This is a genomic window from Bradyrhizobium sp. U87765 SZCCT0048 (assembly GCF_018131225.1).
Classification (GTDB): Bacteria; Pseudomonadota; Alphaproteobacteria; order Rhizobiales; family Xanthobacteraceae; genus Bradyrhizobium_A.
Genome location: NZ_JAFCMM010000001.1, coordinates 2,155,351 through 2,169,298 on the forward strand (window position 1 = coordinate 2,155,351; position 13,948 = coordinate 2,169,298).

Consider the following 13,948-nt stretch of genomic DNA (forward strand, 5'->3'; position numbering starts at 1 on the left):
CTCCCGCCGATTGCCGTCAAACATCCGACACGCCTCACTCCGCCGGCGCCAGATGGCCCGAGCCGCCCGCGCCCTCGGCCTCGTCCTCGCCGCGCAGGAACATCATGCGCAGCGCCGGCACCACCACCAGCAGCATGACCGGCCCGATCAGCATGCCGCCGACGACCACGGTGGCGAGCGGCCGCTGCACCTGGCTGCCGATGCCGGTCGAGATCGCCGCCGGAAACAGACCGATGCAGGCGGACATCGCGGTCATCAGCATCGGCCGCATGCGCTGGGTCGCGGCATGGAACATGGCTTCCGTCGTCGGCATGCCTTCGGCCCTGACCTGGTTGTAGTAGGTGATCATCAGGATGCCATCCATCACCGACACGCCGAATAGGGAGACGAAGCCGATGGCCGCCGAGATGCTGAAGTCGAGGCCCGACACGTACAGTGCGACGATGCCGCCGGCGATCGCGAACGGAATGCCCGCGAGCGCCAGCAGGCTGTCGCGCAGCGAATTGAAAAGGCCATAGAGCAGCACCAAGATCAGCAGCAGGCTGATCGGCACCACCACCTCGAGCCGCTTCTTGGCGAGCTCGAGATCCTCGAATTCGCCGGACCAGACGATGCGGTAGCCGCTCGGCAGCTTGACATTCTTCGCGATCCGCTCTTGCGCGTCCTCGACGGTGCCGCCGAGATCGCGGCCGCGGACGCTGAACTTGATCGGAATGTAGCGCGTACTGGTCTCGTGGTAGATGTAGGATGCGCCGGTATCCAGCGTGATGGTGGCGAGCTCACGCAACGGAATATACGCGGTGCCGCCGCTGGCGTTGGCATAGCCCACCTTGATGTCGCCGACCTGGTCGAGATTGTCGCGGTAGGCCCTGTCGAGCCTGACCACGACACTGAACTGGCGGTCGCCTTCGAGCAGATTGGTGGCCGAGGTGCCGCCGAGCGCGGCCTGGATCACAGTGTTGACGTCGCCGGTGTTCAGCCCGTAGCGGGCGGTCTTCTCGCGATCCACCTTGATGTTGAGGTTCGGCTGGCCGAGCACGTGGAACACGCCGAGATCGGCAACACCGCGCACCTTTTCCATTTCGACCTGGACCTTGGTCGCGAGTTCCTCGAGCACCTTCATGTTCGGCCCGAGGATCTTGACCGAGTTGGCACCCTTGACCCCCGAGATGGCTTCCTCGACGTTGTCCTGGATGTACTGCGAGAAATTGAAGGTCGCTCCCGGCACCGCGTCGGTGAACTCCTTGTTCAACTCCTCCGTCAGCTTCTCCTTGGTGTAGCCCGTCGGCCACTCATCGTACGGCTTCAGCGGCGCGAAAATCTCGATGTTGGAGAAGGGCGACGCATCGCTGCCATTGTCCGGCCGGCCGTGCTGGGTCACCGCCGTAATGACTTCCGGATGGCGCAGCAGAATCTCGCGCAGCTTCCCCGTCGCCGGTGTGCCCGCGTCCAGCCCGAGGGACGGCGGCAAGGCGACGCGGATCCAGAGATTGCCCTCCTCCAGATGCGGCAGGAATTCGCTGCCAAGCCGCGTACCCAGCAGACTGATCAGCCCGAGAAAGCCGAGCCCGACCGCCACCATCGTCTTGCGGTGGGCGAGCGACCAGCGCAGCACCGGCGCATAGATCGCGCGCAGCGCACGGACCACGACGGTCTCGGTCTCATGCACGCGGTCGGGCAGCAGGTACGACGCCAGCACCGGCGTGATCGTGAAGGTTGCGATCAGCGCGCCGGCCAGCGCATAGGCATAGGTCCGCGCCATCGGGCTGAAGATCTGGCCCTCGACGCCCTGCATGGTGAACAGCGGAACGAACGCCGCCACCGTGATCGCCGCGGAGAACAGGATCGCGGTGTCGACCTGCAGCCCGCTGACCAGGATCAGGCGAAGTCGATCGGTCCAGCTGTTACGCGCGCCAGGCCGCTCCCGGGTCGGATCGTCGCCCCAGGCGCCATCGCTCAGATGGCCCAGCGCCTTCTGCCGTTCGTCGAGCCGCGACTGGAAGTTGCGGAAGACGTTCTCGACCAGGATCACCGCGGAATCGACGATGATGCCGAAATCGACCGCGCCGACCGACAGCAGGTTGGCATCCTCCTTCATCAACACCAGGATGATCACGCTGAAGAACAGCGCAAAGGGAATGTTGACGCCAACGATGATCGCGCTGCGCAGATCGCCGAGGAAAATCCACTGGATCAGGAACACCAGCACGCAGCCGAAGATCAGGTTGTGCAGCACGGTGTGGGTGGTCACCGACACCAGCGACCCCCGATCGTAATAGGGCACGAGCTTGACGCCCGGTGGCAAGGTGCCATCGCTGTTCATCTTCTCGACTTCGGCCTTCACCTTCGGCAGCACATCATTGGTGTGCAGCGTGCGGTTCATCACCACGATCGACAGCGCGACATCGTCTTCGCGGTCACGCCCGGCGATGCCGAGGCGGGGAACAAAACCGACATTGACCTTGGCGAGGTCCTTGATCGTGATCGGCACGCCGTTCGACTGGCTGAGGACGATGTTTTCGACATCCTCTGTGCGATAGCCCTTGGTGAGATCGTCGGTGCCGCCGCTGTCGATCAGGCCGACGCCACGGATGTTGATCGACTGCTGGCCGACCGTGATCTCGCGGCCGCCGACATTGATATTGGCGTTGCCGAGCGCGGTAATGATCTGCGGAACCGTGACGCCATAGGCCTCCAGCCGATGCAGATCGACATCGACATTGTATTGCTTGGTGGTGCCGCCCCACGAATTGACCTGCGCCACGCCCGGCACCGAGAACAGCCGCCGCAGCACCACCCAGTCCTGCACCGTGCGCAGGTTGGTCAACCCGAAATGCGGCGGACCGACGAGCTGGTAGCGGAAGATCTCGCCGGTGAGGCTCGACTGCTGGATCTGCGGAATCTGGTTCTGCGGCAGCGTCACGTTCTGCTGCAGGCTGAGCGCCGCCTGGGTATAGGCGGCATAATAATCGACGCCATACTTGAAAGTCACACGCACGAAGGTCAGGCCGTAGAACGACGTCGAGCGGATATTGTCCACCCCGGGCGTCGGATAGAGGCCGATCTCCATCGGAACGGTGTAGTAGCGCTCCATTTCCTCGGCCGACAGCCCCGGCGCCTGCGCCGTGATCTCCAGGATCACCGGTGCCGGATTGGGATAGGCCTCGATGTTCAGCCTGGTGAACGCCAGGATGCCGGCACCGATGAACACCAGCAGACCCAACATGACGATCGGGCGCCGGGTCAAGCCAAACGCAAGAATTCCCTTCAGCACAGCCTGCCTCTTTCGTGATTGGTTTGCCGCGGCGATATCGCAGCCGTTCAGCCGCCGGCCTGTCCGATCGCCAGCATGTTGCTCAGGAACACCGCGCCGTCAGTCGCCACCAGCTCACCGGGCTTCACCCCGCCGAGGATCTGCCGCATGCCATCCTTCTGCGTGCCGACGGTGACGGTGCGCTGACTGAAGCGACGCCGATCGGTCGTGACCCACACCGTCATTGTGCCATCGCCTTCACGGACCACGCCGCCCAGCGGCACCGCAGGCGAGCGGATCGGATCTCCGGTCCGGATCACGAAACGCGCGAACATGCCCGAGCGCAGCTCATGTTCGGGATCGTCGATTTCCGAACGGATCAGCATGCGCCGGGTGCTGGCATCCACGGTGGAGTTGATTGTGGAAATGCGCCCCTCGAACACCTTGTTCGGGTAGGCCGCCACCGAAACCTTGACCTCCTGGCCGAGGCGCACCGCCGGAACATCGCTCTCGGCAACATTCGCCAGCATCCACATCGTCGCCGTGTCGGCCACCGAAAACGGCGCCGGCGCATTCCCGGGCTGAACAAACAGACCGGGCGCAGCGGCGCGGGCGGTCACGCGGCCGCTGATCGGACTTTTCACCACAAGGCGCGAATCCGCCTTGCGCTCCCTGATGATCGCATCGACCTCGCTTTCGGTCTTGCCGAAGATGCGCACCGCGTCGCGCGCCGCCTTCAGCGCGCCTTCGGCGGTCTGCTGGTCCGACACCGCCTGCTCGAGGTCCTTCTGGGCGATAGCCCGCGACTCGTACAGCATCTTCAGGCGCGTGAGTGCCCGCGTCGTCAGTTCGTGCACACCGGCCGACGAAATCAGGGTCGAGCCCGCCGTCAGCAGGTCGGGGCTATCGATCGTGAACAGCACCTGTCCCTTGGTGACGTCGTCACCGACCTTTGCGAACAGCTCCAGGATCCGCCCCTGATAAGGCGAGAACACCTGCAGGGTCATGTCCTCGTTGAAATCGATACTGCCGACCGCTGACCTCTCGACCGGAAACTCGCTTTCGCCGACCACCTCGACCTTCACGGTCGACAGTTGCTTGTCGTTGAGCTGGACGCTCGGAACTCCACCGACCGAGCCGGTCTTGACATCCGCCGTATCGGCCTTGGCGTTGGCGTCGGAGCTGACGGCTTTTGCGCCCGTTCCCAGCCATGCCGACAGGTGGTTGACCGAATATGCGCCTGCGGCGAAGCACAGCACGGCGCCCGCCGCCAGCATCGCCTTCGATTTTGGGTTAGCCATCACTGCACCTGCTTGCTCGGCCCGCGCCCCCGCGAGCACCTGGGCAAATCGCGCCTCTTATGCTCCCAAACCGCCGGCCGATTCACTGTGACAAACCACGGCTGCGAACTGGACAAATCGCAGTTCCCGCCCCCGCGAACAGTTTCTAGGGTGCGGCCCGCTTACCTTCCTCTGCCGACGGCGCCGCGATCCCTGGTGCCTTGCTATTTTCGGGAAACGCGATGTCCATGCTGAAGTGTCGTCCGGCTGTGCTGGCCTCCTTCACGGCCGTTCTGCTGTCGAGCTGCGCGGTCGGGCCCAACTTCTCCTCGCCGCCGACGCCCGACGTCGCCGGCTACACCCCGGAGCCGCTGGCCTCGCCGCGCGCCGCCCCCGGCGCGCCGCGCGTCGCCGGCCAGCGCTTCACAAATGGCGCCGACATCCCGACCCGCTGGTGGGCGGCGTTCCGCTCAAAACCGCTCAACGACCTGATCCGCCTGTCGATCGAGCACAATCCGTCGCTGCAGGCGTCGGAAGCCGCGATCCGCGTCGCCCAGTTCAATGCGCTGGCGCAGCGTGGCCTGTTCTTCCCGCAGATCGGCGCCAACTACACCCCGTCCGACCTGCAGCAGTCCGCCAACGGCACGGTCGACCCGGAAGTGACGCCGCAGACCCGCTACACGCTGCACACCGCGCAGCTCAACGTCAGCTTCACGCCGGACATCTGGGGCCAGAACCTGCGCAACGTCGAAAGCCTCGACGCCCAGGCCGAGCAGGCCCAGTACCAGCTCGAGGCGGCGTACCTGACGCTGACCGCCAACGTCGTCACCGCGGCGATCCAGGAAGCCTCGTTGCGCGGCCAGATCGCCGCCACCGAGCGCATCATCAAGATCGCCCGCGACATTCTCGGCATTCTCAAGAGCCAGTTCGAGCTCGGCCATATCGCAGCTGTTGATGTGCTGACCCAGGAGGCCGCGCTCGCCCAGGTCGAGCAAACCCTGCCGCCGCTGCAGAAGCAACTCGCGGTGCAGCGCGACCTGCTGACCGCCCTCGCCGGCCAGTTCTCTGCCGACGAAGTGCTGCAGAAGTTCGACCTGCGGCGGCTGACGCTGCCGGCCAACCTGCCGGTCAGCCTGCCCTCGACCATGGTGCGCCAGCGCCCCGACGTGCGCGCCGCTGAAGCGGCACTGCATTCGTCGAGCGCCCTTGTCGGCGTCGCGATCGCCGCGCGGCTGCCGAACATCACGCTGTCGGCCAACCCGGGCGCTGCCGCGTTCAAGTTCGCCGAGCTGATGACGCCGGGGACGCTGTTCTACACCGTGGCCGCGAGCGCCAGCCACACGGTGTTCGACGGCATGACGCTGTACCACAAGCAGAAGGCGGCGGAGGCGGCGCTGGAGCAATCGGAAGCGCTGTACCGCCAGGCGGTGATCACCGCGATGCAGAACGTCACCGACGCGCTGCGCAGCCTGCAGACCGACGCGCCCGCGGTGCAGGCCGCGATCAAGGCGGAGATCGCCGCCAAGGCCAGCCTCGAGCTGATCCAGAAGCAGCTCACGCTCGGCCTGATCAACCAGGTGATTGTCCTTAACGCCCAGCAGACCTACTTCAACGCCGCGATCGCGCGGGTGCAGGCGGAAGCGACCCGCCTTTCGGACGTCGCCGCATTGTTCATGGCGCTTGGCGGAAACTGGCCTGCCGATTGTCCATCGCGCGACTGGCGCGCCTGCGTGTTCGAGCCGCCGCAGACCCCCGAGGTCATCGCTGCGACTGGCGCATTCTGAGCAGCACTGCTGCGCGCGTGCCGAGCCGGCGTCCGGTGTTTCGACCGCAACTCGCGACAGGCGGCGAGTCGTGGTAGTGTGCTGCACCGCCTGACCCGAGTCACGTGCGCCGAATGACAGCGCCAGACGGATTCGAACGGAGGTTGGTCAACATGATAAAGACGATCATTGCGTTGACGACGTCACTGTTGCTCGCGTCGGCATCGAACGCGTTTGCGTTCAGCTTCGCGGGTCCCCACAGCGACTGGACGCCACTTCCTGTCGAACGGCTGAAGCAGCTGCCGCCGGCCGTGGAGCGCACGCTTCGTGCCGCGCAGAAGGCCTGCGGCGACGAGCAGCTTCTGGTGCGGACCGGATATGTGCGCTACCTGCCCGGCGCTCATGGCGGAACGTTCGTCTCGCTGCATCTCGATCAGGTTCACTGCAACAACCGCGCCGCACTGTGCCGCGGCGACAGCTGCCTGCACCATGTCTACATCGCGAGCGGACCGGTCGAGGTCCGCGAGGTCTGGCGTGGGTATGCCAGGGAGATCGATCTGGATCAGGCCGCCGGCGCCACCGCGCTCACCGTGCATTGCGGTGATGCCTGCCAGGCCACGCTGCATTGGGACGGCAGGCAGTTCGGTCACTGATCCGTCGGCATGACGCCGGGGGATTCATGATCCGTCACGGCCTGCGCAGGCGCTTCAGAACTGCGAATGGAAGCGGGCGCCGAGCACAGAGACCGGACCGCGGTCACGGTTGTAGGCGGGGTTGACGATGTACTGATAGTCCAGCGTCAGCTTCGCGGCGAACACCGGGAAGCTGTAGTAGGCCTCGATGATCTTCTCGGAGCCCGGATTCGGCAGCATGCCGTCGCCGACCAGGATGCCGAGACCGCCGGCGTTGAGGAACGCCTGATGCACGGTCGTGATGCCGTTGACCACCCCGGCGATGCCGAAGGTATCGCCGTCGCGCCCCCACTGCTTGCCCGACAGCGAGAGACCCGCCGCGACGGTGCGGTCGATATCGGTGAACTCATAGGGCTCGCGCCGGCCGTCAGCGATGCCGGCGCGGACGAACAGACCGACGTTCGGCACGAGCTGCTGCTCCAGATTCATGCTGATACCGCCGCGGCTGGCATAACGGCGCACCGCCGTGATGTCGGCAGGGCCGCCTGTCACCATGGCGAGCTGGATGGCGTCGGCGAAACTACCCATTCGTCCACGTGTCAGGAAGCCTGTGACCGCGACTTTGCCCGGCTGGTCGAGGATGGTGTAGCGCCGCTCCAGCTCGCCGATCCACTGGAACTGCTCGAAGCGGGAGTCGAGCGCCGTCTGGTTCGGCGCGATCGACAGGTCGAACAGACCGAAGCGCAGCGTCCACGGGCCCTGGTACCACTCGGCGGTAGCGCCGACCGAATAGGCCCACGCGTCCGCGGCATAGTCGAACGTGCCGGTATCGACGATCGCCCAGTTCAGGAAGTCGCTACGCGGGTCATGCGCGTACCGATTGGTGTCGAAGACATCGCCGACGCTGAACTTGCCGACCGTGAACACCAGCCGGTCCGAGGTCTGCGATCCGGAAAACTGGTTGGGTCCGGCATCGAGCTGCTGCACCTCGCCACCGAGATTGATGGTCTGGCGCAGGAACGCACGGTGCAGCCGCAGGTAGGGATAGTCGGCGCCGACCTTGTAGGCTTCGGCACTCGGGAAACCGGCGGCGCCGAGCGAGCTGCTGAGGCCGAGACCCTGGTCGATCTCGGGATTGATCCAAGCCTCGGCACCCTGCCACAAGCGGATGCCGGCGAACAGGGTGAGGTCGGCGGTCTCGCGGCCGATGCCGCCATCCAGGCTGTTGGGGCCACTGTAGGGCGCGCGGAAACGCGGCGCATACTGGTTGGTGTATGTGAACTGGCCGTGGACCGCGAACCAGTCGGTCTCAAGCGCTGTCGGTCCCTTGATCAGCAGATCCGGAAGCCGCGACGTGTCGCCGAGATGGTAGTTCAGGCCGAAGCGAATGCTTTGCAGCGTCAGATCGGCCGCATAACCTTCGGCGCCGGCGGGAAACACGGCGCCTTTGCGGCCAAAGCCAGTGGCGAGATACTCGGCCTTGGCGCTCCAGTTCTTGTCGATCGGCAACTCGATGCCGGCACCGGCCGCCCAGCCGAACCGCCACAGCAATGCGTTGTCTACGGTGCCCGGCGTTGCGCTTCCGTTGGGCGATGTTCCGGCGACCTGGGTGCGCGTGACCTGATCGTAGGTCCAGGCGAAGCCGGCCGTGCCATACAACAGGAACTGATCGAACACATAACCGACGCGTGCACGGGCGCTGCCGTAATGAATCACGGCTTCGCCATAGCTCACCGCACCCAGCAGCGACGTCGCAACGAGCTGGCTGCCGCGCACCGAGTAAGGCACCAGCACATCGGAATTGGGGAATGTCAGATCGGCTTCGACGCCGAGCAGCACGCGCGATCGCGAGACGTAGTTGTAGCCGGCCTGCAGGCCGGCCACGTAGCTGCCCGTTCCGGCCATCACGTCGAAATGAAACGGCAGGTCGAAGGCCCCATTCACCGGCGCGCCGACACCGGTCGGCGCGGCACTCCAGTTCGATTCGCCCCGCGTGAAGCCGACATGGCCGCCGACATACCAGCCGCTCCAGTCGAAGCCTGCCGCGGCGATCGGCGCCTTCACCGGCATGACAGGCCAGTCCGCGGCAATGCCCGGCGTGGCAGACGCCATCAGCCAGAGAGCCGCAAAAGACGGGATCGAGGCGCGAGCCACGCGCACCATGCGTACGTTCGAGCGACCGTCCGTCACGCTCCACGATTTATGACATCCACGTGACAGACGTAATGCGACGGGATCCGATGGCCCACGATCAGCGACGGCGTCGAACATGCTGGCCTGCCCCCTTGCGCGCGAGGACGAGCCCCTCTCGACAGGCCGTGGAATACGACCACGACATCGCGCGCATCATCCCCTGCGGACGGCGCCTATCCTCCCGGGTGGATAGGATGCCCACCGCCCTGATGAGCCAACTGCGACATTCTGTCAACACAGGCAGGTCGACCGAACCGCATCGGAATGCGGCCGAGCACCATGATTGCGCACGACTGTGACGATGAAGAAACAGCAGTCGCACGTTGCGTACGAGCCACAGCGCATGCGCGTGTCTTACATCGCAGGGAGACCTGCGGTATCGGGCAGCCGTGAATGGAAGAAAGCGCCCGACGCAACGCTCACTCAGTCGAGCGGCGCAGCTCCAGCGCGGGTTCGGCCTTCACCGGCTCGGCGCGGCTTTCCGACCGCGGCGTGGCATCGGCAGAGCGCGTCTCCGCAGGGTGCAGACGGCGCGGACGGATCTGCGCGCGCGCCATGATCATCGAGTTGCCGTGCTTGTGGAATTCGCAGTACGCGAACCCCATGCCCGATACCGAGCCGCGGAACGAGACTTCGTCGTTCTTGGTGAGGTTGAAGCAAGGTTCGAATGGCAGCCCCTTGAGCGAGGCGCATACCGAATTGGGACGAACCTGGATCGTGTTGATCGGCAGCCGCGCGTAGCGGACCGGACCCGAACCGCCGAACTGGATGGAGCCGGCGACCGAACCGTCGCTGTAGATGCGGCCCGATCCTTTCGAGCCATCGAAGCAGGTGAAGGAGAACAGCTTGTTGGCGACGAATTGCCGGGCCTGTTCGGGGGTCATTTCTTCGGCGATCGCGGGAACGACCACACTGGCAGCCACGAGCGATCCAGCAATCAAACGCGCCAACATGATGCAACTCCAACTCATCGGGTTTGCCGGCGACCGCGCCGAAAGCCGCGCCTTGGCCTGCCTTAACCCGCTGCTTACCATACCAACCATGGCAACATTGGCGCACGATGGTTGGTAAAGTCTGAACGTTTCACATGATTTTCACGACCAGCCGGCCGCGGACCTGACCGGCGAGGATCGAAGGGGCTGTGGACAGGACCTCGTCGAGGCTAATTTCCTGAGTAATTTCAGCGAGTTTCGAGCGGTCCAAATCGGTAGCGAGACGGCTCCAGGCCCGCCGGCGGGTCTCGATCGGGCACATCACGGAATCGATGCCCAAAAGGCACACTCCACGCAAAATGAACGGCGCGACCGAGGTCGGCAGATCCATGCCCGCGGCAAGGCCGCATGCGGCAACCGCGCCGCCATACTTCGTCATCGACAGCACGTTGGCGAGCGTCGTCGAACCGACGCTGTCGATCGCTCCGGCCCACAACTCCTTGGCGAGCGGCTTGGCCGCGGCGGTAAGTTCGTTGCGATCAAGGATCTCGGCAGCACCGAGGCTGCGCAGGTACTGCTCTTCCGACGTCCGGCCGGTCGAGGCGATGACATGAAAGCCGAGCCCGGCGAGGATGGCGATGGCCACCGAGCCGACGCCGCCGGCCGCGCCGGTCACGATGATGGCGCCGCGCTTCGGGTTGAGGCCGTGCTTCTCCAGCGCCAGCACCGACAGCATCGCTGTGTAGCCGGCGGTGCCGATCGCCATGGCATCGCGCGTTGTCATGCCGTCCGGCAGGCGCACCAGCCAGTCGCCCTTGACGCGGGCTTTCTGTGCATAGGCGCCGAGATGGGTCTCGCCCATGCCCCAGCCGTTGCCGATGACCTTGTCGCCGGCTTTCCACTGCGGGTTGCTCGACTCCAGCACCGTGCCGGCGAAGTCGATGCCGGCGATCATCGGAAAGCGGCGCACGACCGGCGCCTTGCCGGTGATCGCAAGGCCGTCCTTGTAGTTGATGGTCGACCACTCCACCGCGACGGTGACGTCGCCGTCCATCAGGTCGGCGTCGTCGAACTGCGTCAGCGCGGCGGTCGTGCCCTTGTCAACCTTGTCGATGCGAATGGCCTTGAACGTACCCACGACGAACTCCCCATCTCGAAATCAACGACGGAGGCCGGCCCACCCCGACCCACGCCCATCTCACGCCGGCTCGGCCGCAGCGCGCAGCACCGGCTTTTCAACGATCGGCAGGTTGATCAGCGCCGACAGCACGCCGAACAGCACCGACAGCCACCACACCACGTTATACGAGCCGTAGTGATTGAAAGCGAGACCACCAAACCAGGCGCCGAGGAAACCGCCGACCTGATGGCTGACGAACGCGAAACCATACAGCGTGGCAAGCCAGCGCGTGCCGAACATCAGGCTGATCAGTGACGACGTCGGGGGCACCGAGGACAGCCACGTGAGGCCGGTGACGATGCCGAACAGGATCGCCGAGGTCGTCGTTATCGGCAGGGAGATGAAGGCGACCACCGACATCGCGCGCACGAAATAGATCGTCGACAGGATGTAGCGCTTGGGAAAATAGCTGGAGAGCCAGCCGACGCCGATCGAGCCGACCATGTTGAACAGGCCGATCACCGCGAGCACCCAGCCGCCGGTCTGCGCCGCCATGCCGCGATCGACGAGATAGGCCGGCAGATGCGCGGTGACGAAGGCGAGCTGGAAGCCGCAGGTGAAGAAGCCGATTACCAGCAGAACATAGGAGCGGTGGCCGAACGCTTCGCTCAGCGCCTGGGTGAAGGATTGCTTCTCCTCCGCCGGCGCATCGATGGAGGCCGCAGGCGGCGTCGCCACTGCGAACGACAGCGGCACCACGAGAAGCATCAGCGCGGCGAACATCGTCAGCGTCGCCGGCCAGCCGATGGTGTCGATCAGCGCGACGCTGACGGGCGCGAACAGGAACTGGCCGAACGAACCGGCCGCCGTGCCGACGCCGAGGGAGAGATTGCGCTTGTGCGGCGGCACCAGCTTGCTGAACGCGGCGAGAACGAGGTTGAACGAGCAGCCGGACAGGCCGAAACCGATCAGCACGCCGGTCGACAGCGTCAGCACCGTCGGCGAGCCGGAGTAGCGCATCAGCAGCAGGCCGGCTGCATACATCAGCGCTCCGACCGACAGCACCCGCAGCGTGCCGAAACGATCGGCGATGGCGCCGGCGAACGGCTGGCCGAGCCCCCACAGCAGGTTTTGCACCGCGAGCGCAAAGGCGAAGACGTCCCGCCCCCAGCCGAGATCATGACTCATCGGCTGAATGAAGAAACCGAAGGTCGAGCGCGGACCGAAAGTCAACATGCCGATCAGACCGCCGCAGGCGATGATCAGCAGCGGAGTACGCCACGGACGCGGTGTGACGGTGACGGCGTCGGCTGACATGGCATTTCCCCCGGGAAGGCCGGTCGCGATCGGATCGTCGCGCCACGGCCTGAAAACATGCGGCTGCATGAAGATAAAGCGATCGCGACGGGAGATCGAATCGCCCTGTCGCATCGCAGCGATGCAAATTCATTCCAACAGCCGTGCGGATTTTGGCAAGCCGTGGGGCTGGCGAAAGTGACGGACGCGTGATATGTTTCTTTTGCTCATTTGGAGAATAAGTAGCCAGCTTCCGCGGCTGGCTTCACCCGCAACGCCCTGATCACCGGCCTCTGTGGCCGGATTTCTTGGACCTCAATTATGCTCAAGAAGAGCAAAAAGAGGTTGCATCCGGAGACGACTCATGCCGATCACCGCCCTTCTCGGTCCCGACGACATCGGAGCCACGATCCCCCTCATCGCCCGGCCCCGCCGCAGCCATGCTGCGGCCGGTGGCAGCCCGCTGCCTCCACCCGCGCTTGCCTGGACGCCCGAGGTCGAACGCGCGACCGCGCATCTCTATGAACGGGTGCGGGCGGTGATCCCGCCGGTGGAGTGGCCGACCATGGCGCCGACCATTCACGCCATCAACGAGCTCAAGCGCGCACGCAACGCTGTGATCCTCGCCCACAACTACCAGGCGCCGGAAATCTTCCACTGCGTCGCCGATGTCGTCGGCGACTCGCTGCAGCTGGCGCGCGATGCGACGAAAGTGGATGCGGACATCATCGTCCAGTGCGGCGTGCACTTCATGGCCGAGACCTCAAAGATCCTCAATCCCGGCAAGACCGTACTGATTCCGGATTCACGCGCCGGCTGCTCGCTCGCCGAGGCGGTCACCGCCGAGGACGTGCGGCTGCTGCGCGACAAATTCCCCGGCGTGCCGGTGGTCGCCTATGTCAACACCTCGGCCGAGGTGAAGGCGGAAGTCGACATCTGCTGCACCTCGTCCAACGCCCTCGCCGTGGTCGAGAGCCTGAACGCCGAGCGCGTGATCTTCCTGCCCGACCAGTACCTCGCGCGCTACGTCGCCTCGCAGTCGAAGGTGCAGATCATCGCCTGGAAGGGCGCCTGCGAGGTGCACGAGCGTTTCACCGGCGACGAATTGCGCAGCTATCGCACCATCGATCCCTCCGTGCAGATCATCGCCCATCCGGAATGCCCGCCGGATGTGATTGCGGAAGCTGACTTCACCGGCTCGACCGCGCACATGATCGACTGGGTGCGCACGCGCAAGCCCAAGCGCATCATCATGGTCACCGAGTGCTCGATGGCCGACAACGTCAAGGCGGAGCTGCCCGAGGTCGACTTCGTGCGCCCGTGCAACCTGTGCCCGCACATGAAGCGGATCACGCTGCCGAAGATCCTCGACAGCCTTCTCAACCTCACCGAGGAGGTCACGGTCGATCCGGCGATCGCGGCACGCGCGCGGCGTTCGGTGGAGCGCATGATCCACCTCAAGAGCTGACGGCGGTCCCC

At 65.1% G+C, this 13,948-nt stretch carries 9 protein-coding genes; 3 read left to right on the plus strand and 6 right to left on the minus strand.

Going from position 1 to position 13,948, the window contains the following annotated elements; translation table 11 throughout:
- Window positions 1-34: 34 nt before the first annotated feature.
- Both JQ639_RS09530 and JQ639_RS09535 read right to left on the minus strand, forming a co-directional pair.
- Window positions 35-3,274, minus strand: coding sequence for an efflux RND transporter permease subunit (locus JQ639_RS09530; protein WP_211965870.1), 3,240 nt, complete (start codon window positions 3,272-3,274; stop codon window positions 35-37).
- A 47-nt stretch (window positions 3,275-3,321) separates the two neighbouring features.
- Window positions 3,322-4,554: an efflux RND transporter periplasmic adaptor subunit gene (locus tag JQ639_RS09535; RefSeq protein WP_211965871.1), complete on the minus strand. Its 1,233-nt coding sequence runs from the start codon at window positions 4,552-4,554 to the stop codon at window positions 3,322-3,324.
- Window positions 4,555-4,775: 221 nt separating this feature from the next.
- Here JQ639_RS09535 and JQ639_RS09540 point away from each other — a divergent pair, with 221 nt between their 5' ends.
- Window positions 4,776-6,317 (plus strand): efflux transporter outer membrane subunit, encoded by a 1,542-nt coding sequence (locus JQ639_RS09540; RefSeq protein ID WP_211965872.1) that lies wholly within the window; start codon window positions 4,776-4,778, stop codon window positions 6,315-6,317.
- A 152-nt stretch (window positions 6,318-6,469) separates the two neighbouring features.
- The gene (locus tag JQ639_RS09545) at window positions 6,470-6,949 is read left to right on the plus strand and encodes a hypothetical protein (RefSeq protein ID WP_211965873.1); all 480 of its coding nucleotides are present in this window, start codon (window positions 6,470-6,472) and stop codon (window positions 6,947-6,949) included.
- Window positions 6,950-7,003: 54 nt separating this feature from the next.
- Here the strand turns inward: JQ639_RS09545 and JQ639_RS09550 are convergent, their stop codons facing one another.
- From JQ639_RS09550 to JQ639_RS09565, 4 genes are all read right to left on the minus strand, one after another.
- Window positions 7,004-8,998, minus strand: coding sequence for a carbohydrate porin (locus JQ639_RS09550; protein ID WP_211966544.1), 1,995 nt, complete (start codon window positions 8,996-8,998; stop codon window positions 7,004-7,006).
- A gap of 542 nt (window positions 8,999-9,540) precedes the next feature.
- Window positions 9,541-10,074 (minus strand): hypothetical protein, encoded by a 534-nt coding sequence (locus JQ639_RS09555; protein ID WP_211965874.1) that lies wholly within the window; start codon window positions 10,072-10,074, stop codon window positions 9,541-9,543.
- A gap of 130 nt (window positions 10,075-10,204) precedes the next feature.
- Window positions 10,205-11,191: an acrylyl-CoA reductase (NADPH) gene (acuI, locus tag JQ639_RS09560; protein ID WP_211965875.1), complete on the minus strand. Its 987-nt coding sequence runs from the start codon at window positions 11,189-11,191 to the stop codon at window positions 10,205-10,207.
- 60 nt (window positions 11,192-11,251) lie between these two features.
- Window positions 11,252-12,490, minus strand: coding sequence for an MFS transporter (locus JQ639_RS09565; RefSeq protein WP_211965876.1), 1,239 nt, complete (start codon window positions 12,488-12,490; stop codon window positions 11,252-11,254).
- A gap of 343 nt (window positions 12,491-12,833) precedes the next feature.
- Here JQ639_RS09565 and nadA point away from each other — a divergent pair, with 343 nt between their 5' ends.
- A complete protein-coding gene (gene nadA / locus JQ639_RS09570) occupies window positions 12,834-13,937 on the plus strand; it encodes a quinolinate synthase NadA (RefSeq protein WP_211965877.1) in 1,104 nt (367 codons plus the stop codon).
- The last annotated feature ends 11 nt before the right edge of the window (window positions 13,938-13,948 follow it).

Bases quoted from the DNA above. Each gene is read 5' to 3' on its own strand.
- JQ639_RS09545 (WP_211965873.1), top strand. From the start codon at position 6,470: ATGATAAAGACGATCATTGCGTTGACGACGTCACTGTTGCTCGCGTCG.
- nadA (WP_211965877.1), top strand. From the start codon at position 12,834: ATGCCGATCACCGCCCTTCTCGGTCCCGACGACATCGGAGCCACGATC.
- JQ639_RS09535 (WP_211965871.1), bottom strand. From the start codon at position 4,554: ATGGCTAACCCAAAATCGAAGGCGATGCTGGCGGCGGGCGCCGTGCTG.
- JQ639_RS09565 (WP_211965876.1), bottom strand. From the start codon at position 12,490: ATGTCAGCCGACGCCGTCACCGTCACACCGCGTCCGTGGCGTACTCCG.
- JQ639_RS09540 (WP_211965872.1), top strand. From the start codon at position 4,776: ATGTCCATGCTGAAGTGTCGTCCGGCTGTGCTGGCCTCCTTCACGGCC.
- JQ639_RS09550 (WP_211966544.1), bottom strand. From the start codon at position 8,998: ATGCCGGTGAAGGCGCCGATCGCCGCGGCAGGCTTCGACTGGAGCGGC.
- JQ639_RS09555 (WP_211965874.1), bottom strand. From the start codon at position 10,074: ATGTTGGCGCGTTTGATTGCTGGATCGCTCGTGGCTGCCAGTGTGGTC.